The organism is Mesorhizobium sp. SARCC-RB16n, assembly GCF_008520305.1.
GTDB lineage: Bacteria > Pseudomonadota > Alphaproteobacteria > Rhizobiales > Rhizobiaceae > Mesorhizobium.
The window spans coordinates 56758-82153 of sequence record NZ_ML703253.1 but is presented as its reverse complement, the minus strand read 5'-3'; the positions used below and the strand labels follow the sequence as shown (position 1 = coordinate 82153).

Genomic DNA, 25396 nt, shown 5'->3' with positions numbered 1-25396 from the left:
TGACGTAAAGCCGCCGGCATGGACCGTTCCGAAGATCTCGTTGCGAAAGACCCCGAGCCGCGCATCCATCCGACGGCGGAGATGAAGGGCTGCAAGCTTGGCCGCTACGCCGCGATCGGCGAACGTGTTGTTCTGCGCGAGGTCATCGTCGGCGATTTCTCCTATTTCGAACGCCATGCCGAGGCGATTTATACGACGATCGGCAAATTCTGCTCCATCGCCGCCAACAGCCGCATCAATGCGCTGGAGCATCCGATCGAGCGGCTGACGCAGCACAAAGTCAGCTATCGGCCGAACGAATATTTTCGCTGGCTGGGCGTCGATGCCGCATTTCGCGACCGGCGGCGGTCGAAGGCCGTGACCATCGGCCATGATGTCTGGATCGGCCATGGCGCGGTCATCCTGCCTGGCATTGCCATCGGCAATGGCGCGGTCATCGGCGCCAATGCGGTGGTGACGCGGGACGTGCCGTCCTACACGATCGTCGCCGGCGTGCCGGCGAAGCCGCTCAGGGCTCGCTTCCCGACGGACGTCGCGGCCCGGATCGAAGCTCTCGCCTGGTGGGACTGGCCGGTCGAGAAACTCGCCAGGGCGGTTCCCGACATGCAGGCAATGCCCATCGAGACCTTCCTCGATCGCTGGGAAAACGACGCCATTTAAGCTCCCGCAGAGAACGATTCGGCCCTGGCGGTGACCGCCGCGCAGGCCATCAGCAAGGCGAGGCGGTCGCTGCGAAGCAAATTTCGGGAAAGCGGGGCGACGGTGCGTTCGTGTGCCGGTCGGCGCTTTGGGGAAACCATGCTCCGCGCGCTCCGGAATGAAACCCCTTCCGCCATGCGGGGGTGGCGCGGCGGAAGGGGCTAGAGGTAAACCGCTGTGAAGCGGAAGGAACAGGGCTCTTGCCTGCACGGTTATCATGACGTTGAACCAATAAGGTGTGTTTTGTACCGAATGCTCGCTTCGCGTGCATCGAATTGTGCGGGTTGTATTCGTTTCGCGATCGGAACCCAAAGGTCCGCCGCTTGTTTCTCATGCCGGCAGACATTGCGGGGTGCTCGATACATGGAAAAGCTTTTCACCAAGGTCGCCAACTGGGTCGCCCATATAACCGGCCTGCCGCTGACCTTTGCTGGCTGCTGCCTGATCGTCATCGTCTGGGCGGTTAGCGGGCCATTCTTTGGTTTCTCGGACACCTGGCAACTGGTGATCAACACCGGCACGACCATCATTACATTCCTGATGGTGTTCCTCATCCAGAACACCCAGAACCGTGACGGCGCGGCGATCCAGGCCAAGCTCGATGAATTGATTCGAGTCAGCGAGGGCCACAACAATTTTATCGGCATCGAACACCTGACTGAATCGGAGGTCGAGGAGATCCGCGACAAATGCGAGCGGGCGGCTAAGCGGCACGACGAGAAGATCGCCGCCATGGCGGCCAAGAAGGCGGTTGCCCAGAAGCGGGGCGCGAAAAAGAGCGCGGCTTGAGGCTCAGCCTTTCATGAACGCCGCGAACACATCCTTGTGGTCGGGATGCCAGCGCGACAGGGCAGGACGGTTTTCGATGATGTCGCCGATCGCCCAGGCCATGCGCTTTTCATCCAGCGGCCGCGCCACCTCATTGTCGGGACACAGGATGTAGAAGTCGCCCCTGACCAGCGATTCCAGCATGAAATCAATCACCTGCTCACCGGTCCACGCTCCCGCCGGCTTTTCCGTCGCGCCTTCGGTCAGGCCGGTATAGGTGAAGCCGGGGATGAGCAGATGTGCCGACAGGCGGGCGCCGGGCTCGTTCCTCAGCGCATGCGCCAGGCCCTCGGTGAAGGTCTTCACGCCGGCCTTGGAAACGTTGTAGGCAAGGTTGCCGGGCGGCGTGGTGATGCCTTGCTTGGAGCCGGTGTTGACGATCAGGCCCGGCCTGGCCGACGCCAGCATGCGTGGCGCGAAGGCTTCGACGCCATGCACGATGCCCCAGAAATTGATGTCGAGCAGCCGTTTCCAGCCGTCGCGGTTTTCCCAGGGTTTTCCCGGGTTGTCGCCGACCCCGGCATTGTTCATGAGCAGCGAGACGTCGCCGAAGGCGCCGAATGCCCGATCGGCCAAACGATCGACCTCATCGGCCTTCGACACGTCCGATGCAACGGCAAGCACGGCATCGTCGCCGGCGATAGCAGAAACGGCTCGAGAGGCATCGTCGAGGCGCGGGCCGCCAATGTCGGCGAGCACGATCTTCATGCCCATCAGCGCCAGCCGTTTGGCCGCCGCAAGGCCAATGCCGCTGGCGGCGCCGGTGATGACGGCGGTATTGCCTTGGCCAAGCGCCGGCAGGGCGGTCTGGATCTCGGTGTCGGGGATCATCAGCGATGGTTTCCTTCTTTCGAATGGCGCCGAACTTAGCGCCGGAACGGGCTTGCACGGCAAGCGGCCTGGCCATCGTGATCCGGCTGCAAAGCCATGTCGGGCTGATCGACCTCAATGCTGTCGACCACAATTTGCTCGGTGGGTGAGTAATTACATGTCGTCTATTTCAAGAGTTTTAAACACAAAACTAATACTGGCACGATCCTGTCCCCAGCTAGAACTGCCGCCTCCGAGATTAATATTAATATTTGCCAAAATTGAGTCGCCTATGAAGTTTGCACTTATGCCTCCTATTCTTACTCCTTCCAAATCAATAACATCTATGAAATACGCCTTCGTCCATCCAAATTTTAGTCTGCATGGTCTCTTAACATATCCATAGCTACCTTCGTAATTCCAGTTCATATCCGGTGTAATTATCTCTGCAGTCCCGACTATCGAAATCGATATTTATTCGGTCTAAAATGACATCATGGAATGAAAATGAATTTATGAAATCTTCTGGTTTGTCGATTTTCTCCGTCGCCATTACAGTATCCGCTCTCTGCAAGTGCGGACACCCGCACACCTCTCTTTTACTCCGAATCTCAGCCTACCACCAGCGCGCCGCGGCTTGTGCAAGCCTCCGTCGGGGCTCGTCGGGTTGACCAGTCCGGTCGTGGCTGCGCATGCTGCGAGGCCAAAAGGGAGATTTCCGATTGACGGATTGGGTTGCAATTCTGAAGGAGCAGACCGCCACCGGCGACCAGATGGGGCGTGAGGTGCCACAGATGCTGGCCAACCCGGATATCAGCGAAGCTCAGGTGAAGACCTTGTTCTCCGCATTGGAAAAGCAAGCGGAGTTCGTCGAGAAATTGCGCATGGCGCTGGAGAAGTTCGGCCATGATTTCTCGATCATCAAGGCGGCGGAGCGGCTGGAAGAGCGCTATGCCGACCTTGCCGCTTCGGTGGCGGAGAAGCTGAAAGCGATGCGCGGTTAGCAAGTCCAGGCAAAGTGTGAGGCGGTTTTCCCTCAGGAATTGCGGCGGACAAAGAGTTATTTTTCGATCACCCGTGCAAAGCGCGTGTCTGGCACCAGCCACACCAGGGCGACGGCGACATAGAGCGCGACGCCGATCCACCGGTCGAGGAAGGTCAGCCCAACGGCCGCTACGTAGACGGCAAGCGAAATCCTTCCCTTGCGGTCGCGGCCGATGGCCTTGGCGAATGCGGTATCCGGCCCATGCAGCCGATGCAGCGCAATGACCAGGATGCTGTAGGCGGTCGCACACATTGCAAGGTCGAATCCGTAGACCGCGACGGGAACCGTGGCGAAATGGTTCTCGCCCATGAAGGCGGTCGTCACCGGCATCAAGGACAACCAGAACAACAGATGCAGGTTTGCCCACAGCACGCCACCGTCGACGCGCTGCACGGTGTGGAACATGTTGTGCAGATTGTTCCAGTAGATGCCGACATTGACGAACGACAGCACGTAGCACAGGAAGATCGGCCACTGCGGCAGCAGCGCCGAAAAATCCTCGCCTTCCGGCACCTTCAGGTCCAGTACCATGATGGTGATGATGATCGCCACCACGCCGTCGGTGAATGCCTCGACCCTGCCTTTGCCCATGCTCACTGCCTCGGTCCGCTATGAATTGCCGAAAGATAGTAAACTGTTAGCGGATGTTGGCGCGCCGATAAACGCCGTGCCGTAAATTCCTCAACTATATCAGGGGAAACCTTCACGCCCGACCCGGTGATTGTGGTGATTGGCCTTGGGTACTTGTTGACTTTTTCTTGCCGCTGCCTCTCCCTTTGCGATGCAGGCCCGGCCGAAGCAGTCGAACGGTCGGCGCTCGAATGGAGGGACTGATGAGACTTCGATTTCTGCTTGCGATAGCGACCATTCTGGCCGCCGTCTTCGGGACGTCCGCCGCGGCCTTCGCCTACAGCGCCCACACCACGACCAGCCTCAACGTGCGTACCGGGCCCGGCGCGGGATACGCCAAGGTCGGGACGCTGCCAGCCGGCTTCAGGGTTGACGTGACCGGCTGCCAGCCTGACTGGTGCAGGATCCATGGCGGCGGTGTCAGCGGCTGGGCCAGTTCCGGCTATCTTTCGCGGGCCCAAGTCGTGCACCCGCCCGTTATCATCGTGCGCCCGCCGCATCGGCCGCCGCACTGGCACCATCGGCCCCATCACCGTCCTCCGCACCACCGCCCGCCGCACAAGCCGCGTCCCGGCAAGTGCAAGATCGCGCCCGGTTTCTCCTGCAAGTAGATTGCATCTGGTAGGGCACAAGGATGCCGTGATGGATCGGGGCCGCTGGCCCCGATTGGCGTTTGTGCGATCATCGGCTTGCCAGGTCAGGCAAGGCCCATCGTGGTGTCAGGAGACTGGCCGTTTGCCGGAACGTCTGCGGTAAGGACGCGTTAACGTCGCAATCCCTGAAACTGGTGACGAGGTTGGCCATGGCCTTTCGCGATCTGGCGCAAACTCAGGACGAGGCCCGCGGCGACGTCCTCGTAATCCCGACTGTCGCGGCGATGATCGCGGTGCTGTTTGCCGGCAGCACGGTGCTGACGCCCCTCTATATCATCTACAAGCAGCAATTCGGCTTTTCGCAGATCACCTTGACGCTGATCTACGCGGTCTATGTTGTCGGCAATCTCGGCGCTTTGCTGGTGTTCGGCGGCGTTTCGGATGTCGTCGGACGCCGGCCCGCGGCCCTCGCAGCCATGATCGTCGCCATCGTCAGCGCGCTTGTCTTCCTGTTTGCCGGCAATGTCCTGTCCCTCGATGTAGCGCGGATCCTGAGCGGGCTTGGCATCGGCGTTGGCGCCGGGACGGGAACCGCCTGGATTGCCGAACTTCTGCCTGATGCCGAAAAGTCGCGCGCCAGCGTCATCGCCACCAGCACCAACTTTCTCGGCCTCGGTTTTGGGGCGCTTGTCTCGGGGCTGTTGACCCAATTTGAGCCGTGGCCATTGCGCCTGGTTTTCATCGTTTACCTGGCGACGCTGGCGGTGGTGACGATCCTGGTCTGGCGCACGCGCGAAACGGTGAAGAAGCCGGGCGGCCTCGGCCAGGTCTCCATGCGGCCGCGGCTTTCCGTGCCGGCGCAAATCCGCTCGCGCTTCGTGGCGCCGGCCGTGACCGGCTTTGGCGCGATGGCGCTGGTCGGCTTCTATGCGGCGGTGGCGCCCAGCATCCTGGCGCAGCAACTGCATGAGGCCAACCACGCCGTGGCCGGTGCGCTGTTCTTCGAACTGGCGATGGTCGCGGCGCTCAGCATCGTGGCGTTGGCGCAGATGGGAAGCAGCAAGGCGATGCTGGCCGCGCTGGTCTTGATGATCCCAAGCGCGATGCTTGTGGTGGCGGCGCAGATACTGGCCTCGATGGCCCTGATGATCGCGGCGACCGCCTGCTGCGGCGTGGCGGCCGCGCTCGGCTATCGCGGCGGCCTGCAAGTGGTGAACGAGATCGCGCCGCAGGATCGTCGCGCCGAGGTCGTGTCCAGCTTCTTCGTCTGCTGCTTTGTCGGCAACGCCTTGCCTGTCATCGGCATCGGCATCGTGTCGACCTATGCCAGTCCTGTCGCCGCGAGCCTGGCCTTCGCGGCCATGATCATCGTATTCGCGCTGGTGGCGCTCGCCTTCGGGCTCAGACAAAGGTGCTGAGAAAGCCGTCCCGGCAGCGTGCTTCAGCCGTTCGGCGTTTCAGGTGTCATGTTCGCGCGCTGGCGCGGCACGCCAAGGCCGGTGTCGGGCGGTTCGCCGGCAGCCGGCCTGTTCTCGATCATATGCAAGGTGCGCCAGCCGCCGAAGCGATAGTAGGCCGCGGCCAGGATCAGCGAGGCGATCGAACCGGCCGGGAAACTCCACCACAACGCTTCCTCACCGATCACGCCGCGCATGTAGTAGGCAAAACCGGTGCGCACGATGAGCACCGAGATCACTAGGATGATCAGCGGCGGCATCACGGCACCCGTGGCGCGCACAGTGGCGAACAGCACGATGGTGATGCCGAACAGGATAAACGACCAGGACGCGACACTGTTGATGTGGGCGGCGATATCGATCGCCGCGCTGTCGCTGATCAGGAAAAGGCTCAGAATCGAGCGGTCGAAGACCCATAGCAGCGCGACGAGGGCGCCGGTCAGCACGAGGTTGAAGCCGACGCCGGAGGCGGCGACGCGGTCGATCCGGTCCCAGCGGCCGGCGCCGACGTTCTGCGCCGCCATGGAAGAGACCGCGGCGCCGATGGCGAGCGCCGGCATCTGGATGTAGGTCCACAGCTGCGCGGCGATACCGTATGCGGCGGCAACCTGCGAACCGTACGAGTTGACGATACCCATCACCGTCAGCGCCGCCGCCGAGATGACGATCATCTGCAGGCCCATCGGCACACCCTTGAAGACGACGATGCGCAGCAGTGCTGGATCCGGGCGCAGCAGAGCGAGATTGGCGCCGGCCAGCCGCAATGGATGCTTGCGCGCGTAAAGCACGACGAGGATGGCGATGACGCTCACGGTCTGACCGATCAGCGTCGAGGTGGCGGAGCCGGCGATGCCGAGTTCGGGAAACGGGCCGATGCCGCGGATGAGCAGGGGATTGAGCACAATGTCGAGCACGACCGCCAGCGCCATGAAGATGAAGGGCGTGCGTGAATCGCCGGCACCACGCAACACGGTCATGACGAACGACAGAAGGTTCATCATCGGCACAGCGACGAAGATGATGCGCAGGTAGGAGCGCGCGAGCGGCAAGGCATCGGCCGGCGTGCCAAGCGCGCCCAGAATGGCGTCGACCCAGATCCAGCCGCAGACCGCGAACACCACCGAAACGAGGAAAAAGAAAGTGGCGCTGGTGCCGACGATTCGGCGCGCCTCGGGCAGGTCGCGGGCGCCGACCGACTGCGCCACCAGGATTGTGGCCGCCATGCCGATGCCGAACACCGTGCCGAGGATCAGGAACAGAACGAGGTTGGCGTTGGAGGTTGCGGTCAGCGCCGATTCGCCGAGGAAGCGGCCAACCCAGACGGCATTGACCGAACCGTTCAGCGATTGCAGCACGTTGGAGCCGAGCACCGGCAAGGCGAAGAGCAGCAGCGTGCGTGGGATCGGGCCGCTGGTCAGGTCGCCGGTGCGCCGACGCGCGGGTATTTTTTCGTCCATGGGCGATAAAACCTATCTCGAGTCCGGTGCGCGATGATCGCAGATTCAACCGGACAGGTCGATGTAGGCGGGGAGTGACCCATCATGGCGCGAGCTCCTTGGATATCATCGACCTCTACAGCCGGGTCAACGAGACCCGCCCCGGTCAGGGTCCCAATCTGTCGGCTGCCGGCAAGATCATGTCGAGCAGGACGGCCGAACCGATCGATGCGGGCGTGCCGAAGGACGCCGAATTCTTGAAGTAAGCCTTCGCGATCTGCTCAGGCGGACGCGCCAGGCGCGCGCCCGCTTGCGCAGTGATCGTTACTTCTTGCCGAGACCCGGCAGCGTGACCTGATAGACCAGGAACATGGTGTCGACATCGGCGCCATCGTCGGCCTTGTAGGGGGCGCCGACCTGGAAGCCGTCCTGGGCGAGGAAGTCATTGTCGTTGCCGACGAACAGGAAATAGTCAGCGGGCAGCTTCGGGTCGAGGACGCTGGCCAACGACATCGCTTCCCACTTCTCCGAAAGCTCGTTGTGGTCCTTCGCCCCACCATTGTGCAGGCCGAAGCGGCCAAGCTGGGCGGCGTCGTTGATGTCGATGAACGGCGTCAGCTTGGCCGGCGTCACCGAGGGATCAAGTACACCCTTGGGCGCCACCGGCTTGTCGGCGGCATCGAAAGGTCCGCCGGCGATGTCGGTCGCGCCGGACACGTCGACGATGTTGATCTGGCGGTAGAGCGACGCGTCACCCTTCTTCAGGCCCTGGCCGTTGCCGCTGTCGCGCGCTAGCATCAGGAAGGCCGTGTCCGACAGCGCCACGATCTCGCTTTGCGCGGCGACCTTGGTCTTGCCCTTGGCGTCCTTGAACACCGGCAGCGGCACGACGTACTCATGCGCGAGCTTGAGATGTGAAAGGTCGGACGCGTCGTATACCAGCGCCCGTGTGTTCTGCCGGGTCGCTGGGGAATCGCCGCCATCCTGCCTGGTCGCCGACTGCAGCACGGCGATCAGGAACTTGCCATCCGGCGTCATCGCCATGCCTTCGAGCCCCTGATTGTTCTGGCGCCCGGTTTCGGGATCCTTCGGATCGGGGTCGGCGGCACCCGGGCCGGGATTGTCGGAGGAGAAGTTCGGCGTTCCCTTGCGCATCGGCACGAGGGCTGCCGGCGGCTGGGTCGCCGACATCAGGCGGCCTTGCGCCGAGAACCTGTAGATGTTGGGGCCGTACTCGTCGGAGATGAACATCGAACCGTCGGGCAGTCGCACGATGGCCTCATTGTCGAGAGCGAGCTTGCCGTTGGTGGCGACGGGCAGCATCGGCATGTCGCCGGCCGCGGCGCGTACATCCGACAGCGGATCGAGGCCGGTGGCATCGGCTCCCTTGTCGTCGGTGAGGAGCACGGTGTCGGCAAGCGTCGCCTTGACGCCCGTCTGCTCCTGGCCGGCGGCGGGAGCCGCACCCGGCGCGACAGGTGTGAACTCGATGCCGATGGTGTTGAGGCGCGGCCGGTAGTCGGTGGTGCCGGCTACATTGTAGCCACGGTCGGGCAGGAGCCAGAGCGATCCCTTGTAGGTACCGGCATCATGCGTCCAGCCGGATGTGTCGATTGCCATGCCGGAGCCGGAGCCAAAGGTCTCGCCGAACTTGTCGCGCTGAGCAGCCGGCATGCGGCCGACGCCGACCATGCCCTTGTTGATGTAGGCCACGCCGTCGGCAAGCGCCGGGGTGAGGGCAGTGAACAAGGCTAGCGCGACGCCGAGCGAGGCGGTTCGGTACAGGTGTTTCATGGACAATCCTCTTTGGGACGAAGCATGCCGGAGCGGCCGAAGGACAAAAACGGAAAGAGGTGCCGCATCGACGATGCCGCGCGCGCCTCCCCAAAGCGATCTAAGGCGTGAACGTGATGCTGGCGTGACAGTGCGCGATGCAGGTCCACCGGGCTCCCCATGTGCCGCTAGAAACGCTGGATGGCGTGAGATTATTGGTCGGCCTCTCGAACGCCTCTGGCGTACTGGACACTTATGTCTAGTGTGTATATGGTGCGGCTTCGAACTGACCGGGAGGGAAGCCTTGAAGCCGCACTATCGCGCAGTGGTCATCGGAGGTGGGGTGGTCGGCGCCTCGGTGCTCTATCACCTGACGCGGTTCGGCTGGTCCGACGTGGCGCTGATCGAGCGCGCCGAATTGACCGCCGGTTCGACCTGGCACGCGGCGGCCGGTTTCCATGCGCTCAATGCCGATCCGAATGTCGCGGCGCTGCAGGACTACACCATCAACCTCTACCGCGAGATCGAGGCGGAATCCGGCCAGGACATCGGCCTGCACATGACCGGCGGCGTCAACATCGCCAGCGATCCCGCCCGCTGGGAGTGGCTGAAATCGGCCTGGGCGGTGTTCCAGTCGGTCGGCATCGAAACCGCCCGGCTGGTGAGCCCCGACGAGATCAAAGCGATCTGCCCGATCGTCGACGTCACCGGCGTGCTCGGTGGCCTCCAGGATTCCAACGAAGGCCATCTCGATCCCTACGGCACGACGCATGCCTATGCGGGCGCCGCGAAGAAGCGCGGCGCCGATGTCATCCTGCGCAACCGCGTGGTCGAGCTGAAGGCGCGCGCCGACGGCCAGTGGGACGTCGTCACCGAGCAAGGCACAATCGTCGCCGAACATGTCGTCAATGCCGGCGGATTATGGGCAAAGCAGCTCGGCCGCATGGTCGGCATCGACCTGCCGGTGACGCCGATGGAGCATCATTATTTCGTCACCGAGGACATTCCGGAGATCGCGGCGCTCGACCGGGAGATCGGCATCGCCGTCGACCTCGACGGCTTCTCCTACCTGCGCCAGGAGCGCAAGGGCTTGCTGCTCGGCGTCTATGAGCAGAATCCGAAGCACTGGAACATGGACGGCGCGCCATGGGACTATGGCATCGAGCTGATCCCGGAAGACATCGACCGCATCAGCCCGGAACTCGCCAAGGCGCATGAACGCTTTCCCTGCCTGGCGACGGCCGGCATCCGCAAATGGGTCAACGGCGCCTTCACCTTCACGCCGGACGGCAATCCGATCGTCGGACCGGTGCGTGGCCTGAAAAACTACTGGCTCGCCTGCGGCGTCATGGCCGGCTTCAGCCAGGGCGGCGGTGTCGGCAAATCGCTGGCCGAATGGATGATTTATGGCGAGCCGCAGGCCGACATCTTCGGCATGGACATCGCCCGCTACGGCGCCTTCGCCGCCAACCGCGAATATCTCAGGCAGACGACGCGCCAGTTCTATTCGCGCCGCTTCGTCATGACCTTTCCCAATGAGCGATTGCCGGGGGGCCGGCCTTTGAAACGCCCAGGCGCCTATGACGGCATGAGTGCGGCCGGTTGCGAATGGACGGCGTCCTGGGGATTGGAAATCCCGGCCTATTTCGCGCCGATGGGTTTTCGCGAGAACACCACGCTCAAGCGTTCCAACGCCTTCGACATCGTCGGCGACGAAGCGCTGCAGCTGCGGCGTGCCGCCGGCCTCGTCGATATCTCGGCCTATTCGCGCTACGCGATTTCAGGGCCGGGCGCCGAGGCGTGGCTAGACCGGTTGCTCGCCTGCAGACTGCCGAAGGCGGGTCAGGCGCGGCTGGCACCGATGCTCGGGCCGGACGGGCGGTTGAAGGGCGATCTCACCGTCATCAACTGGGGTGGCGGCGACTATTGGCTGATGGGCTCCTATTATCTCAGGGAATTCCACATGCGCTGGTTCGAGAGCCAGGCAGGAGAGGGCGTCACGGTGACGGACCTTTCCGATGCCATGAGCGGCTTCCTGCTGACGGGGCCGAATGCGCGAAAAATCCTGGAACGCACGACGCATCAAGACGTGTCGGGCAAGGCGCTGCCATTCATGGCCTGCGGCGCATTCGACATCGGCATGGTGCCTGCGCGTGTGGCGCGGCTGTCGATCGCGGGCGAGCTCGGTTTCGAGATCAGCTGCCCCGTGACCATGCACGCCACATTGCGCGAGACGCTGCTTGCCGCCGGCGAGGACCTTGGCCTGGCCGAGATCGGCTACTACGCGCTCAATGCGCTCAGGCTGGAGAAGAGCTTCGGCATCTGGTCGCGCGAATTCACGCAGGGCTACACGCCGGGCCAGACCGGGCTCGATCGCTTCATCGCTTTCCACAAGGGCGATTTCGTCGGCCGCGACGCGGCGCTGAAGGAGCGTGACGTCGGCGCCGCACGGCGGATCGTGACGCTGGAGATCGACGCCGTCGATGCCGATGCCAGCGGCTTCGAGCCCGTCTGGCATGATGGCCGTCGCGTCGGTTTCGTCACCTCGGGCGGTTTTGGCTACACGATCGGCAAGAGCGTCGCGCTGGCGTTGGTGGACGACGATTTCGCCGGGGAGGGGACGGCGCTTTGCGTGCACATTGTCGGCGTCGAGCGGCCGGCGCGGGTCATCGCTGCCTCGCCCTATGATCCCCAGGGCAAGGCGATGCGGCAATGAGGAGGAGTTTCTGATGGTCGATGACGCGGCACGGGACAGCAGGCGCGAACGCCGGCGCGGACGCACGGGCGAGGCCGGCAGCGAATCAAGCCGCAAGCCCGATTACCGGTCGCTGAAGAACCCGTTCCTGCCGCAGCCGATCTTTTCCGACGACCAGGTGGCGTCGATCCACGACACGGCGCTGCGCGTGCTGGAAGAACTGGGCATCAAGGTGCTGCTGCCGCAGGCGCGGGAGGTGCTTGCCCGCGCCGGCGCGCTGGTCGATCCCGACACCGACATGGTGCGCATCGGCCGCGACATGGTGGTGGCCGCCCTGGCCTCGGCCCCGCGATCGATCCACGCCAATGCAGGCGCGCGTGCTCGCGATCTGTCGCTCGAACTGGGCTCGATGACGTTCCTGGCGGGCTCCGGCGCACCCAATGTCACCGATCTCGACCGCGGCCGGCGGCCCGGAACGCTGGCCGCCTTCGAGGAGCTTATCAAGCTGGTGCAGCATTTCGACGTCTTGCACATGCTGGGGCCGTGTATCGAGCCGCAGGACATCGACAATCGTTTTCGCCACTATGCCGTCAACCGGGCGCAGCTGACCCTGTCGGACAAATTCCCGTTCGTGTTCGCGCGCGGCACGCCGCAGGTCGATGACAGTTTCGAGATGATCAGGCTGGCCCGCGGGCTGTCCGAAGACGCGTTCCGCTCGGGCGCGCATTGCTACACCGTCATCAACACCAACTCGCCGCGCCAGCTCGATATTCCGATGGCGCAAGGCATCATCGATTTCGCCAAGGCGGGTCAGGTCCTGATCATCACGCCGTTCTGCCTGGCGGGTGCGATGGCGCCGATCACGGTGGCCGGCGCCCTGACGTTGCAGCATGCCGAAGCGCTGGCCGGGCTGACGCTGGCGCAGATCGTGCGGCCGGGTGCGCCGGTGGTCTACGGTTCCTTCTCCTCCAATGTCGACATGAAATCGGGCGCACCCGCGTTCGGCACGCCGGAGCACGTCAAAGCCACGCTGGGTGCAGGCCAGCTGGCGCGCTTCACCGGTCTGCCCTGGCGCTCGGGCGGCGGCAGCGCGGCCAACATTTCGGACGCGCAGGCCGCGCACGAGACGCAGTTCGCGTTGTGGGGCTCGGTGCTGTCGGGCGCCACGGTCTGCATCCATGCGGCCGGCTGGCTTGAAGGGGGCTTGAGCGTCTCCCTGGAAAAGCTGGTCACCGACATCGAGGCGCTGCAGACCGTCGCGGAGCTTTGTGTCGCAACCCCCGGCGACGACGATGCAATAGGCTTCGAGGCGATCGCCGAGGTGCAGCCCGGCGGCCATTTCTTCTCGGCCGGCCATACCATGGCGCGCTACCGCACCGCCTTCTATGAGCCGCTGGTGGCCGACTGGTCGAATTTCGGCAACTGGACGCAAAGCGGATCGAAGAACGCCACCGAACGCGCCACCGGCATCTGGAAGCGCATCCTTGCCGATTTCGAGCCGCCGGCTGCTGCCGCCGCCACGTCAGGCGTGCTCGACGCCTTCATCGCGCGGCGCACGGAAGAGGGCGGCGCGGCGCCCGTTTCGTAAGACAGCTTGGTCGTGAGACCGCTTGCCTATTCGCTGCTCCAGAATTGTGGCCACGATCCCGGAACCCGCAGCGCTTCCCACGCATTCATGGATGCGGGGCAATGCCTGGCTCCATTTGCGAGCCGTTGAGGGAGGACAACATGGGTTTCGACCAGTATCACGAACCGCCGGAGGAACTGTCGCAGGAAGTGCGGACTTTCGCCCGCATGATCACCTCGCTGATCGAGGAGGCGGAAGCGATCAGCTGGTACGAACAGCGCATGTCGGTGGAAAAAGACCCGCAGGCCAAGGCGATCATGAAGAATGCGCAGAGCGAGGAGTTCAAGCATTTCGGCATGGATCTCGAATTCCTGCTGCGCCAGAAGACGGACTGGCGCGTGGAACTGAAGGAGATTTTGTTCACGACCGGGGATATCGTGAAGGCTGGGGAGAAGGGCGAGAAGAAGGTTGATTGAGCGGTTTTGCTGGCTTGCGCGAAGGATGGCAGGCTCGGCTCAAACCGCCGCGACAAACCCGTCCAGCACGCGCTTCTGGCCGGCCTTGTCGAAGTCGATGGTCAGCTTGTTGCCTTCGATGGCTGAAATATTGCCGTTGCCGAATTTCTGGTGGAAGACGCGGTCGCCGACGCTGAAGGCCGACGGCGTGTCGGAGACGGATTTGGCGACCAGTTCGCCGTCGATGGTGCGGCCCTTCACGCTGGTGCGGCCGGCGCCGTAGCCGGAGTCTGTTTCGCCATAGCCGATGCGCTCGACCTGATGGCCCGAGCGCGTGCCCCAGTTGCGGTCGGTCGCCTCGGTGCGGTTGGCCTGCGCGCGCTGCCAGCCCGGCGTCGAATAGGTGTTGGAGAAGGCGCCGGATTTTTCCGTGTTGGCACCAACATTGTCGAAGCGCGAGGCGCCATACGGGTTCTGTCTTCCTGCCCCTTGGCCGCCGCCGCGGCCGGACGCGAACGAGCCGCCGCCATAGGGATTGCCGTAGCCGCCGTACGAATTGCCGCCTTCGGCGACCTCGACATGGGCTTCCGGCAGTTCCTCGAGGAAGCGCGACGGGATGGTCGATTGCCACAGGCCGTGGATGAGGCGGTTGGAGACGAACCAGATATGCAGGTTCTTCTTGGCGCGCGTCAGGCCGACATAGGCGAGCCGCCGCTCTTCCTCCAGCCCGGAGCGGCCGCCTTCGTCGAGCGCACGCTGATGGGGAAAGAGGCCTTCCTCCCAGCCGGGCAGGAAGACGGTCTCGAATTCGAGGCCCTTGGCCGAGTGCAGCGTCATGATGGAGACGGCGTCTTGTCCGGCGTTCTGCTCGGCATCCATGACTAGGGCGACATGTTCGAGGAAGGAGCGCAGCGACTCGTACTGCTCCATGGAACGAATCAGTTCCTTCAGGTTCTCCAGCCGGCCGGGCGCCTCGACCGAACGGTCGTTCTTCCACATGTCGGTGTAGCCGCTCTCTTCGAGAATGGTCTCGGCGAGCTCGGTGTGCGGCGTGGTTTCCAGCGCCTTCTGCCAGCGCTCGAAATTGGCCGCCACCTCGCGCAAGGCGGCGCGCGGCTTCGGCTTCAGCTCGTCGCTTTCGGCGAGATTGCCGGCGGCTTCCAGCATCGGGATGCGCAGGGCGCGGGCTGTGTCGTGAATCTGGCGGATGGTCGCTTCGCCCAGCCCGCGCTTCGGCACATTGACGATGCGTTCGAAGGCGAGGTCGTCGGCGCCTTGCGCGACGACGCGGAAGAAGGCCATCGCGTCGCGGATTTCCATGCGCTCGTAGAAACGCGGGCCGCCAATGACGCGGTAGTTGAGGCCGAGCGTGGTGAAGCGCTCCTCGAAGGCGCGCATCTGGAAGGACGCGCGGACAAGGATCGCCATGTCGTTGAGATTGTGCTTCTGGCGCTGGTAGGCCTCGATGGTCTCGCCGATGGCGCGGGCTTCCTCCTCCGAATCCCAGGCGGCGTGGACATTGACCTTGCCGTCCTCCGGATCGTTGCGGTCGGTGAACAGCGTCTTGCCGAAACGGCCCTCATTATAGGCGATGAGATGGGAGGCGGCGCCCAGTATGTGCGCGGTCGAGCGGTAATTGCGCTCCAGCCTTATGATGGTGGCGCCGGGAAAGTCCTTGTCGAAACGCAGGATGTTGTCGACCTCGGCGCCGCGCCAGCCATAGATCGACTGGTCGTCGTCGCCGACGCAGCAGATGTTGACGGTGGTGCGGGCTTCGGCCGAGAAGCGCCCAATCTCCCCCCTTGAGGGGGAGATGTCGGCGGAGCCGACAGAGGGGGGCGGTGCCCCACCAGCCTGTCGGCGCGAGGCGCCCCCCTCTGTCCTGCCGGACATCTTCCCCTCATGGGGGGAGATCGGCTTGCCTTCGGGCCGCTGCGCCAACAGCCGCAGCCACATGTACTGGGCGGTGTTGGTGTCCTGGTACTCGTCGACGAGGATGTATTTGAAGCGCCGGTGATAGTCCTTCAGCACATCGGGATTGGCGCGGAAGATGCGGATCGGGTGGCAGAGCAGATCGCCGAAATCACAGGCGTTCAGCGTCTGCAGCCGCTCCTGATAGGCCTTGTAGAGCTCGCGGCCCTTGCCGTTGGCGAAGCTGCGCGCATCGCCCTCGGCGATGTCGGCCGGCCCCTGGCCCTTGTTCTTCCAGCCGTCGATCATCTGGGCGAACTGCTTTGCTGGCCAGCGCTTGTCGTCCAGGCCCTCGGCCTGGATCAGCTGCTTGATCAGCCGCACGACGTCGTCCGTATCGAGGATCGTGAAGTCGGATCTCAAGCCGGCAAGCTCGGCATGGCGGCGCAGCAGCTTCACCCCGATCGAGTGGAAGGTGCCAAGCCACGGCATGCCTTCGACATTGCCTTCGCCGATCAGGATGCCGATGCGCTGCTTCATCTCGCGCGCGGCCTTGTTGGTGAAGGTCACCGCCAGGATCTGCGAGGGGAACGCCCTGCCGGTGGCAAGGATGTGGGCGATGCGGGTGGTGAGCACGCGGGTCTTGCCGGTGCCGGCGCCGGCCAGTACCAGAACCGGGCCTTCCGTGGTCTCCACCGCCAGCCGCTGCTCGGGATTAAGCCCCCTGAGATAATCGAGCGCGTTGTTCTGGCCGCCGCGGGCAGCCATGGCGCGCGCGGCAATGCCCGACGGGGCCGTGGGCCGCGCATTGGGTTCGTCGAAAAAGGGCATGTCTTCGGAAAAGCCGGACATCTGCCCCGAAATGTAGTGATTCGGTGGCGAAAGACCAGAACTGTCTACGTTTTGTTCCGCTAAAGTGCCTGATGCCGCCACTGAAACGATGCGGCAGCCGGCGCTGTGAACGGCCGCGGGCGAAACGAGCTTGCTGCCGCAGGCCGATGACCTACGCTTGACAGGCGCGGCGGTCGGGAGAAAGTTGCGTAGGGGGTAGCACGCGATGCCGGGTTGCCCAGGGCCGCCACCATGCGCGCAACAGTCGAAGGAGTATCATCTTGGCTGTCACCATCACCTCCCTCATCCTTCTCCTCATCGGTCTTGCACTTGGCGGCGGCGGCGTCTGGCTGATCACGCTTGGCGGCAGCTGGTACTATGTCATCGTCGGTATAGCGTTCCTGGTAGCGGCCTGGCTGCTCTACAGGCGCAGGTCCACCGCGCTCTGGCTCTATGCGGCTATCGTGCTCGGCACGCTGGCCTGGGCGGTCTGGGAAACCGGCTTCGACTGGTGGGAGCTCGGCCCGCGCGGCGGCATCATCGTGCTTGTGGCGCTGTGGCTGCTGACACCGTGGGCGCGGCGGGGCCTTGCCGGTCCGGACGGGCGCGCGCCTCTCATCCTTGCCGTGCTGGCATCGCTGGCGGTGGCCGGCTATTCGATGACCACGGACCCGAAAGATATCGCCGGCGCCCTCGACACCGACAAGGTGATTCCCAACGCCAATCTCGGTGGCGATGTGCCGGCGGGCGAATGGCACTATTACGGGCGCACGCAGTTCGGCCAGCGCTACTCGCCGCTCGACCAGATCACGCCGGACAATGTCGCCAACCTGAAGCCGGCCTGGACCTACCGCACCGGCGACGTGAAGGGGCCGAACGATGTCGGCGAGACCACCTATCAGGTAACACCGCTTAAAATTGGCGACACGCTTTACATCTGCACGCCGCACGACTTTGCCATCGCGGTCGATGCCGCGACCGGCAAGGAGAAATGGCGCTACGATCCCAAGATCAAGCTCGACAAGGACCGCCAGCACCAGACCTGCCGCGGCGTCTCCTACTATGCCGATGCCGCGGGCGCCGCCGGCCAGCCGTGCGCGACGCGTGTCTACCTGCCGACTTCGGATGCGCGGCTGATCGCGCTCGACGCCGCCAACGGGCAGGTTTGCCCAGCCTTTGCCGAGGCCGGCACGCTCAATCTGTTGACCGGCATGCCATACCCGAAATCGGGCTATTACTACTCGACCTCGGCGCCGCTGATCGCGGGCGGCAAAATCATCGTCGGCGGCGCGGTCAATGACAATTATTCGACGCAGGAGCCGTCCGGCGTCATCCGCGCCTATGATGCAAGCACCGGCAAGCTGCTGTGGAACTGGGACTCCGGCAATCCGGACCAGACGACGCCGCTGGCGGCCGGCCAGACCTACACTGCCAACTCGCCCAACATGTGGTCGACACCGAGCGCCGACGAGAAGCTCGGCCTGCTTTACGTGCCGCTCGGCAACCAGACGCCGGACCAGCTCGGCACGGGCCGCAGCGCCAATGTCGAAAAATTCTCCTCCTCGATCACCGCGCTCGACCTCAACACCGGGCAGATGAAATGGGTGCGCCAGACCGTGCACCATGACCTCTGGGACATGGACGTGCCTGCGCAGCCGAGCCTGGTCGACATCACCAAGGCCGACGGTTCCGTCGTGCCGGCGCTGGTCGCGCCGACCAAGCAGGGCGACCTCTATGTGCTCGACCGGCGCACCGGCGAGCCGGTCAACGCGATCAAGGAGGTGCCGGCGCCGGGGGGCGCCATCGAGGGCGACCACACATCGCCGACGCAGCCGGCCTCTGACCTTTCCTTCAACCCGCCGCCGCTGACCGAGGCCGACATGTGGGGCATCACCATGTTCGACCAGCTGGCCTGCCGGATTGCGCTCCACAAATTGCGCTATGAAGGCCGCTACACGCCGCCCTCGCTGCAGGGATCGCTGATCTATCCCGGCAATTTCGGCACTTTCAACTGGGGTGGCGTGGCGGTCGATCCGGTGCGGCAGGTGATGTTCGGCATGCCGACCTATCTCGCCTTCACATCCACGCTGATCCCCCGCGCGGATGTGCCGCCGCCGAGCGACACCAAGGGCAGCGAGCAGGGGCTGAACCGTAACGAAGGCGCACCTTATGCGGTGGTGATGGGACCGTTCCTGTCGCCGCTCGGCATTCCGTGCCAGGCGCCGCCCTGGGGTTATGTCGCCGGCGTGGATCTGAGGACTGGCGCTATCGCCTACAAGCACCGCAACGGCACCGTCTACGACATGACGCCTCTGCCGTTGCCGCTGAAGGTCGGGGTGCCCGGCATCGGCGGGCCGATGATCACCGCCGGCGGTGTTGCCTTCCTCGGTGCCGCCGTCGACGACTATTTGCGCGCTTATGACCTGACATCGGGCAAGCAACTCTGGCAGGCCAGGCTACCGGCCGGCGGGCAATCGACGCCGATGACTTATACGGTCGCGGACGGGCGCCAGTTCGTGGTCATTGTCGCCGGCGGCCACGGCTCGGTCGGCACCAAGCCGGGCGATTATGTGATCGCCTACGCGCTGCCGAAATAGGGGGTGCGGGGTTCGGCAAACCGACGATCAGCCGAGCCCCAGATGGCTCTTCAGACTTGGCACCGAGCCGAGCACCTGGTTGGTCAAATCGGGGCCGGCGGCGGCCTCGGCCTGCTGGACCAAAGTCTCGCCGGCCTTCTGGATCTGCGCCATGTCGAGGCCGGATGCCTTGAGCGCGGCGAGGCCGTTGACCAGCGCGCCCGCCTTTTCGCCGAGAACGCCGCCAAGCGCGCCCTGCAGCGAGGACAGGAACCCGCCACCGCCACCGGCCGGGGCGGCCATGACGTCGTACTGGTGCGCAAGGTCGTCGGCGCCGGGTATCTTGGCGAAGAACGAAGACGCGCTGGTGCCGTCGGCTTCATGCTCCAGCACCGAGAAGATGGTGCCGACGACTTTCTCCGTCGTTGCCTGGTCGAGGCCCGCCTTCTGCGAGACGGTATTGACGATATCCTGGACGTTCATGGTCTCACCTCAGCCTTGGATTTTCTGGTTCGTGTGGCGGTTGCGGTCGCTGCGGACCCTGACCATCGAGCGCCTGCCTGCCTGCACGACCATCGAGCGTAGCGCCAGGGCAGCCGCGGCGGCAAGGACGAATGCACCGGCGAGGATCGGGGAGGGCATGGTCATCGGCATCGCTCCTTGTGACCGGGACATGTGACCGGGACGTGAAGGCACGGGTACCGCGCCATCGATCTCCGGCAGTTTCCCTCAGTATCGTGGCAGCGCCATCAGGATTTATCGCCGATGACTAAAATGTGATGATGATTGCCGCCGCTCGTCAAGGAACGGGAGCGTCACCGAGCCGTGACTGGACGATGCGAGGCTCGCCCCTATGTTGCTGACGGCAGGGACACCGCAGTTGAGAAGCGAGATCGAGGAGTGCGCCCATGACGAAATCAGCCACCGCGGACAAACCCGTCATTACCCAGGCGATGATCGATGCTTATGACGAATACACGCATCTGACACTCGATCGCCGCCGCTTTATGGAGCAGTTGACGAGGCTTGCCGGATCGGGTGCGGCGGCCGCCGCGATCGCGCCGATGCTGGCTGCGAATTCCGCCCAGGCGGCGATCGTGGCCGAAAACGATGCCCGCGTGAAGGGCGAGGACATCACCTATCCCGGCAGCGGCGGCGAGATGAAAGGCTATCTGGTCAAGCCGGCAAACCAGACCGGCAAGCTCGGTACCGTCATCGTCATCCATGAAAACAGGGGACTCAATCCGCATATCCGCGACGTCGCCCGGCGCGTGGCGCTGGAGGGGTTCGTGGCGCTCGCGCCCGATTTCCTGTCGCCGCTCGGCGGCACGCCCACCGATGAGGACAAGGCGCGCGACATGTTCACGAACCTCGACCCGGCGCAGACCGTGGCCAACGGCCTGGCGACGGTCGCCTTTCTCAAGGCCGACAAGGACGGCAATGGCAAGGTCGGCGCCATCGGCTTCTGCTGGGGCGGCGGCATTGCCAACATGCTGGCCGTCAACGCGCCCGACCTCGCCGCCAGCGTCGCCTATTACGGCATGCAGCCCAAGGCCGCCGACGTCTCGAGGATCAAGGCAGCGCTGCTGCTGCATTATGCGGGACTCGACGATCGCACCAATGCCGGCATCGATGCCTTCAAGAAGGAACTCGACGCCGCGCATGTCGAATACACGGTCTATGTCTATGAAGGCGCCAACCATGCCTTCAACAACGACACCTCGGCGGCGCGCTACGACAAGAAGGCGGCCGATCTCGCCTGGGGCAGGACGATCGCTTTCCTCAAGCAGAAGCTGGCATAACCACCGCCCTCACGCGGCCGGCGCCCAGACCATCTCGAAGGCCGGCGACAGGGTGAAGCCCGCCGGGCGCTCCGATTTTCGGCGGCGGGCGCCGCACGCCTTCCTGCAGATAGCGCAGGGCGGAGGTCAGCCCGTTCATCGTATAGGGCTTGGCGATAACCCCGATCGCACCGGCAAAATGGTCGGGAATGCGCTTCGGGTTGGCGGTCATGAAAACGACCATCGAGTTCTTCCTGTCGCCGATATATTCGGCGACGTCGATGCCTGTCGGGCCATCGGTGAGATGAATGTCGACAAAGGCGATGTCCGCCTGCGTGGTGTCAACCATGTCCTTTGCTTCGCCCAGTGACGTTGCCCAGCCCACGACGCTGTGCCCGGCATCCTCGACCAGGGTCTCCAACTCCATGGCCAGCAGCGCCTCGTCCTCGACGATCAGGATCCTGAGTGGTTCGGTCATGACAAGTTCCTTTTGGGCTGAGGGCCGTTCGGCATCGAGATGACAACGCGAGTGCCGGGACCGGCATCGCGCCATTCGATTTCGGCACGCAGTTGGCGCGCAAGCGACTTGATCAGCCGCATGCCGAAGGAGGCGTCGCCATTGGCACCGGCCATGCCGACGCCGTCATCCGAGACTTCGATGTTCAAGTGGCCGTCGGGCTGGCTCATCTTGATGCCGATGCTGCCCGATCTCGTGCCGTCAGGCTTTTCCTTGAAGGCATGCTTGAGCGCGTTGGTGACGAGCTCGTTGACCATCAACGCCACCGGCGTCGCCTTTTCGGCTGGGACGACGATGGGCTCGAGATCGAGCGTCGGGTTGATTTCCGAACGTCCCGAAGCTGTCAGCAAATCGGAGATGAGATCCCTGGCAAAGTCCGAGACATCGAACTTGCTGACATCCTTGGACTGATAGAGCCGGCGGTGCACTGTGCTGAGCGCCTCGATACGCTCCAGCATCGTGCCAAGCGAGCGTTTGAGGTTCTCGTCACTGACGGTGCGGCTTTGCATGAGGATAAGCGAAGAGATCATCTGCAGATTATTCTTCACGCGATGGTCGACCTCGTGCAGAAGCGTGGTCTGCGCCTCGAGGGCCGCCTCAAGCTCCGCGGTGCGCTCCTTCACAGCCTTCTCGAAACGATCCTTGTCCGCTGTGATGCGGTGTTCCGAGCGCTTGCGGTCCGAAACATCAAGCTGGGAGGCAAAGAAGAACTGCAACTCGCCTTTGTCGTTGGAAACCGGGCTGATGTAGAGCGCGTTCCAGAAGGTGGACCCGTCCTTGCGATAGTTCAGGATATCGACGCTGATGTCGGCTTCGTCCCTGATCGCAGCGCGTATCTGTGCGATCGCTTCCTTGTCGCTCTTGGGTCCCTGCAGGAAGCGGCAGTTCTTGCCGATTACCTCGTGGCGCTCGTATCCCGTCAAGCGCAAGAAGGCGTCGTTTGCAAAGACGATCGGATTGTCTTGCCGGCGCGGATCGGTGATGATCATCGACATGCGCGTGGCACGGATGGCCGCTGCGAAGGGATCGCCCTTGCCTTGCTCGACATGAAGGTCATCGGTCATATGCCATGCGTCGGCCGGTTCCCTGGTCCGTTTCCAGTCCATCGCGTCACTCCAAGCCATTTTTCGTGGGAGACAACGGCTCAAACGCGGATTTGGTTCAATCTTGAGCGCCTCGCCGCAGTTCGTCGCAGCGCGGGAACCAACGGCGAATTTTCGCAACTGGCTGGGAGCAAAGGGATTTCTCGACTAGCCGGCCGAGGCCGGTTTGTGGAAGGCGACACCGGCGACGACCAGCACGACGCCGAGACAATCTCCGAGGCTTGGAATCTGGTGCAGCACGACGACTCCGATCAGCGTTGCCGTGACCGGCAGCAGGGATAGCATCAGTGCGAAACTCGAGCGCGGTAGCCGCGCCATGGCGAGCTGATCGCAGACATACGGTACAACCGAAGAACAGATGCCGACGCCGATGGCGGCGATGAGCAGTGGCGGCGAGAAAAAGGCGGGCAGCGCGTCGGCAAAACCGATCGGAAGCACGACAACGAAGGCGACCGCCATGGCAGCACCCAGGCCGGCGATGCCGTCGCCGGCGCCCGCCCGCGCAACGCGGTGGCCAAGCACGATGTAACCGACAAAGAGCGCGCCGTTGAGGAAAGCCCAGAACAGCCCGACTGGGTCGCTTGACCATTTGACGTCAATCAACAGCAAGGTGCCGGTGACGGCGATGGCAAGAGCGGCCAGATTGCGGGCGCTCCTGAGGCCGACCAGCGCAATGGCGATGGTGCCGACGAATTCGATCGCCGCCACCAGCGAGATCGGCAAGCGGTCAAGCGCCAGGTAGAACGAGCAGTTCATCACCGCCAGGCAAGCGCCGAACGCAAGGAGCAGAAGCCGCGTCCGGGAGTCGGCGCGGGCGAAGGTTCGCCAAGGGCGGGTCACCGGCGCGAAGATCAGCGCCGCGGTGGCGATGCGGAGCCACGCCATGCCGAGCACGCCGACATGCGGGAAAAGCAGGACGGCGAAGGCCGGCCCGAGATAGTGGAAGACCGCGCTGACCGCGAACCAGAGATGCGGCGGCAGTCTTGTCGCCAGGCTGTCGGGGCCGGCAGGAGCAGACCTGGCGTCGGGGCCGGCAGTCGGGACTTGCGTCTGGTCATCCATCGGATCAGTATCGCAGCCGATCTTTCCGGTTTATATGGATGATGAGTGATATCTCCAGCCATTTCTGCTCCGGAAGCAAGGAGATTTCCGTGAAGCGCCTTCGAACTGAAAACATCGACCTCGACGTGGCCGACATGAAGATCCTGCGCCTGCTGGAAGAAGACGCGCGCATTAGCACGGCGGAGTTGGCACGCTCGGTCGGCCTGTCGGCACCGAGCGTGGCCGAGCGCATCAAGCGGCTGCAGGAAAACGGCGTTATCGAAGCCTATTGCGTCAAGATCAATCCCGCGGCGCTTGGCCTCAAACTGTCGGCATGGCTACGGATCCGGCCTGTGCCAGGACAGTTGGCTGTCGTGGCCGAGATCATCCGCGACCTGCCCGAGATCGCGCAGTGCGACCGGGTGACCGGCGAGGACTGTTTCATCGCGCTGGCGCATGTCGGCTCGGTGGCCGAACTCGAACGGGTGATCGACCGCATCATCCCTTATGCGATGACCAACACGGCGATCATCCAATCATCGCCGGTGATCGCGCGCTCGCCGTTGGCGGCGATCAGGCGGCAAGTTTGATCCGTGAGATGTTGCTTGAAACGTCGGCACCTACGAGAAAAATGTCGGCGCCAGACGGCGATCGAAATCGCCCGCCTTACGCATGACCGCGCTTCAGCCGGGCACGCTTCAAGATGCTGCGCCAGCGAATCATGTCGAACGGAATCGGTTCGTTGTTGTTGGCGATGTGAAAGATCTCGTTGTCGACATTCTTGAGCGAACGCCAGAAATCGTAGTCTGATATGCGCGGATCGGCGGCCAGCCTGTCCACCTCGATCTTGATGTCGGTTTTCATGCACGTTCCTCGAACCGGCTTCGCCTCACCGCCCGTAAAACAACCCTTGTGCGGACGTTTTCAACCGCTCCGCTGAGTCGTTCAACGGCTCAAATGGCTTGTTCCCGTTAAAACCTCGGTAAGGTTAACGCCGGTGTGAACCCGCTTCAAGCGCGGGTGTCGGCGGATATCCGAGGTTCTGCGATTTTGACTTTCGGGTGTGGCTTTGAAGCCAGCCCGGTCTCCGCGCTGATGGGACGAGATGGATGCCGGCTTCGCCCTATTTGCGCTTGATTGCGATCGAGCGGCCGGCGCGTTCGGGCATCGGCAGCACCGAATGGGCGGCGCGCATCGCCTCGATCCTGGCCAGCACATCGGTCGGGAAGGGCGCCACCTTCGGCCCGGACATGTCGACATGCAGCGACAGGGTCTCGGAGGTGGCGGCGAGCCAGCCGTCGACATGGCGGATTTCCTGGTAGGCCCGCAGCCGCTTCTCGTCATGGTCGATGAGCTGGAAGGACACCGTGACCTTGTGGTCCAGATGCAGCTCCTGCACGTAGCAGACATGGACTTCGGCGGTGTAGATGGTGAGCCGCCGCTCTTTCACATAGTCCAGTCCCATGCCCATGGCCTCGAAGGCCTCGTCCGAGCAGCGGTCGAACAGCACGTTGTAATAGGCCATGTTGAGATGGCCGTTATAGTCGATCCAGTCCTTCTCGATGTCCATGGGCCTGGAGACGAAGGGGGCGGAGATGGACATCGAAACTTCCTTGTTCTGGTGCTGGACAGAGCGTGGCTGCGGAGA

The 25396-nt window shown here is 63.6% G+C and carries 25 protein-coding genes; 13 read left to right on the top strand and 12 right to left on the bottom strand.

The window, feature by feature from the left end; translation table 11 throughout:
• Positions 1-18 precede the first annotated feature (18 nt).
• Entirely contained in the window at positions 19-660 is a 642-nt protein-coding gene (locus C7I87_RS00400) for a DapH/DapD/GlmU-related protein (protein ID WP_149902326.1), read from the top strand.
• Between the two features lie 402 nt (positions 661-1062).
• Entirely contained in the window at positions 1063-1488 is a 426-nt protein-coding gene (locus C7I87_RS00395; protein WP_149902325.1) for a low affinity iron permease family protein, read from the top strand.
• A 3-nt stretch (positions 1489-1491) separates the two neighbouring features.
• Here the strand turns inward: C7I87_RS00395 and C7I87_RS00390 are convergent, their stop codons facing one another.
• Positions 1492-2358, bottom strand: coding sequence for an SDR family NAD(P)-dependent oxidoreductase (locus C7I87_RS00390; protein WP_149902324.1), 867 nt, complete (start codon positions 2356-2358; stop codon positions 1492-1494).
• Positions 2359-2363: 5 nt separating this feature from the next.
• Between C7I87_RS00390 and C7I87_RS35020 the strand changes: the two genes are divergently transcribed.
• A complete protein-coding gene (locus tag C7I87_RS35020; RefSeq protein WP_188393665.1) occupies positions 2364-2507 on the top strand; it encodes a hypothetical protein in 144 nt (47 codons plus the stop codon).
• 552 nt (positions 2508-3059) lie between these two features.
• Positions 3060-3341: a hypothetical protein gene (locus C7I87_RS00385; RefSeq protein ID WP_023792142.1), complete on the top strand. Its 282-nt coding sequence runs from the start codon at positions 3060-3062 to the stop codon at positions 3339-3341.
• A gap of 56 nt (positions 3342-3397) precedes the next feature.
• Here C7I87_RS00385 and C7I87_RS00380 read toward each other — a convergent pair whose 3' ends face one another.
• A complete protein-coding gene (locus C7I87_RS00380; RefSeq protein ID WP_149902323.1) occupies positions 3398-3973 on the bottom strand; it encodes a TMEM175 family protein in 576 nt (191 codons plus the stop codon).
• A gap of 242 nt (positions 3974-4215) precedes the next feature.
• Between C7I87_RS00380 and C7I87_RS00375 the strand changes: the two genes are divergently transcribed.
• Together C7I87_RS00375 and C7I87_RS00370 are read left to right on the top strand one after the other, a co-directional pair.
• Positions 4216-4623, top strand: coding sequence for an SH3 domain-containing protein (locus C7I87_RS00375; RefSeq protein WP_149902322.1), 408 nt, complete (start codon positions 4216-4218; stop codon positions 4621-4623).
• Between the two features lie 191 nt (positions 4624-4814).
• The gene (locus C7I87_RS00370) at positions 4815-6023 is read left to right on the top strand and encodes an MFS transporter (RefSeq protein WP_149902321.1); all 1209 of its coding nucleotides are present in this window, start codon (positions 4815-4817) and stop codon (positions 6021-6023) included.
• A 23-nt stretch (positions 6024-6046) separates the two neighbouring features.
• Here the strand turns inward: C7I87_RS00370 and C7I87_RS00365 are convergent, their stop codons facing one another.
• Positions 6047-7519 carry an MATE family efflux transporter gene (locus C7I87_RS00365; RefSeq protein ID WP_149902320.1) on the bottom strand — a complete coding sequence of 491 codons (1473 nt, stop codon included), beginning with the start codon at positions 7517-7519 and terminating at the stop codon, positions 6047-6049.
• 98 nt (positions 7520-7617) lie between these two features.
• Between C7I87_RS00365 and C7I87_RS00360 the strand changes: the two genes are divergently transcribed.
• Positions 7618-7764, top strand: a complete 147-nt coding sequence (locus tag C7I87_RS00360) for a hypothetical protein (protein ID WP_246696117.1) — start codon at positions 7618-7620, stop codon at positions 7762-7764.
• A gap of 58 nt (positions 7765-7822) precedes the next feature.
• On the opposite strand, the gene C7I87_RS00355 is transcribed toward C7I87_RS00360, so the two are convergent.
• The gene (locus tag C7I87_RS00355) at positions 7823-9292 is read right to left on the bottom strand and encodes an esterase-like activity of phytase family protein (protein ID WP_149902319.1); all 1470 of its coding nucleotides are present in this window, start codon (positions 9290-9292) and stop codon (positions 7823-7825) included.
• A gap of 283 nt (positions 9293-9575) precedes the next feature.
• On the opposite strand from C7I87_RS00355, the gene C7I87_RS00350 reads away from it, so the two are divergent.
• The 3 genes from C7I87_RS00350 (at position 9576) to C7I87_RS00340 (ending at position 14009) form a co-directional block, all read left to right on the top strand.
• Positions 9576-11987 (top strand): GcvT family protein, encoded by a 2412-nt coding sequence (locus tag C7I87_RS00350; RefSeq protein WP_149902318.1) that lies wholly within the window; start codon positions 9576-9578, stop codon positions 11985-11987.
• 13 nt (positions 11988-12000) lie between these two features.
• The gene (locus C7I87_RS00345) at positions 12001-13554 is read left to right on the top strand and encodes a trimethylamine methyltransferase family protein (RefSeq protein ID WP_149902317.1); all 1554 of its coding nucleotides are present in this window, start codon (positions 12001-12003) and stop codon (positions 13552-13554) included.
• Between the two features lie 140 nt (positions 13555-13694).
• A complete protein-coding gene (locus tag C7I87_RS00340; RefSeq protein WP_149902611.1) occupies positions 13695-14009 on the top strand; it encodes a ferritin family protein in 315 nt (104 codons plus the stop codon).
• Between the two features lie 39 nt (positions 14010-14048).
• Here the strand turns inward: C7I87_RS00340 and C7I87_RS00335 are convergent, their stop codons facing one another.
• Complete coding sequence (locus C7I87_RS00335) at positions 14049-16751, bottom strand: ATP-dependent helicase (RefSeq protein WP_149902316.1); 2703 nt, start codon at positions 16749-16751, stop codon at positions 14049-14051.
• A 260-nt stretch (positions 16752-17011) separates the two neighbouring features.
• Here C7I87_RS00335 and C7I87_RS00330 point away from each other — a divergent pair, with 260 nt between their 5' ends.
• Positions 17012-19327 (top strand): glucose/quinate/shikimate family membrane-bound PQQ-dependent dehydrogenase, encoded by a 2316-nt coding sequence (locus C7I87_RS00330; protein ID WP_149902315.1) that lies wholly within the window; start codon positions 17012-17014, stop codon positions 19325-19327.
• 27 nt (positions 19328-19354) lie between these two features.
• Here the strand turns inward: C7I87_RS00330 and C7I87_RS00325 are convergent, their stop codons facing one another.
• Together C7I87_RS00325 and C7I87_RS00320 are read right to left on the bottom strand one after the other, a co-directional pair.
• Positions 19355-19789, bottom strand: a complete 435-nt coding sequence (locus C7I87_RS00325; protein WP_149902314.1) for a hypothetical protein — start codon at positions 19787-19789, stop codon at positions 19355-19357.
• A gap of 9 nt (positions 19790-19798) precedes the next feature.
• Entirely contained in the window at positions 19799-19954 is a 156-nt protein-coding gene (locus tag C7I87_RS00320) for a hypothetical protein (protein WP_149902313.1), read from the bottom strand.
• A 260-nt stretch (positions 19955-20214) separates the two neighbouring features.
• Between C7I87_RS00320 and C7I87_RS00315 the strand changes: the two genes are divergently transcribed.
• Positions 20215-21108 (top strand): dienelactone hydrolase family protein, encoded by an 894-nt coding sequence (locus C7I87_RS00315; RefSeq protein ID WP_149902312.1) that lies wholly within the window; start codon positions 20215-20217, stop codon positions 21106-21108.
• Here the strand turns inward: C7I87_RS00315 and C7I87_RS00310 are convergent.
• The 3 genes from C7I87_RS00310 to C7I87_RS00300 form a co-directional block, all read right to left on the bottom strand.
• On the bottom strand, positions 21089-21565 hold the full coding sequence (locus C7I87_RS00310) for a response regulator (protein ID WP_246696116.1): 477 nt from the start codon (positions 21563-21565) through the stop codon (positions 21089-21091). The two genes, C7I87_RS00315 and C7I87_RS00310, sit on opposite strands and share 20 nt — an antisense overlap.
• Positions 21562-22710 carry a histidine kinase dimerization/phosphoacceptor domain -containing protein gene (locus tag C7I87_RS36355; RefSeq protein ID WP_149902311.1) on the bottom strand — a complete coding sequence of 383 codons (1149 nt, stop codon included), beginning with the start codon at positions 22708-22710 and terminating at the stop codon, positions 21562-21564. The genes C7I87_RS00310 and C7I87_RS36355 overlap by 4 nt, the downstream gene beginning before the upstream one ends.
• Positions 22711-22854: 144 nt before the next feature.
• Complete coding sequence (locus C7I87_RS00300) at positions 22855-23769, bottom strand: EamA family transporter (protein WP_149902310.1); 915 nt, start codon at positions 23767-23769, stop codon at positions 22855-22857.
• Between the two features lie 89 nt (positions 23770-23858).
• Here C7I87_RS00300 and C7I87_RS00295 point away from each other — a divergent pair, with 89 nt between their 5' ends.
• Entirely contained in the window at positions 23859-24338 is a 480-nt protein-coding gene (locus tag C7I87_RS00295) for an Lrp/AsnC family transcriptional regulator (protein WP_149902309.1), read from the top strand.
• Positions 24339-24414: 76 nt separating this feature from the next.
• Here C7I87_RS00295 and C7I87_RS00290 read toward each other — a convergent pair whose 3' ends face one another.
• Positions 24415-24612, bottom strand: coding sequence for a hypothetical protein (locus tag C7I87_RS00290; protein ID WP_140758125.1), 198 nt, complete (start codon positions 24610-24612; stop codon positions 24415-24417).
• Between the two features lie 259 nt (positions 24613-24871).
• The gene (locus tag C7I87_RS00285; protein WP_149902308.1) at positions 24872-25351 is read right to left on the bottom strand and encodes a thioesterase family protein; all 480 of its coding nucleotides are present in this window, start codon (positions 25349-25351) and stop codon (positions 24872-24874) included.
• Positions 25352-25396 lie beyond the last annotated feature (45 nt).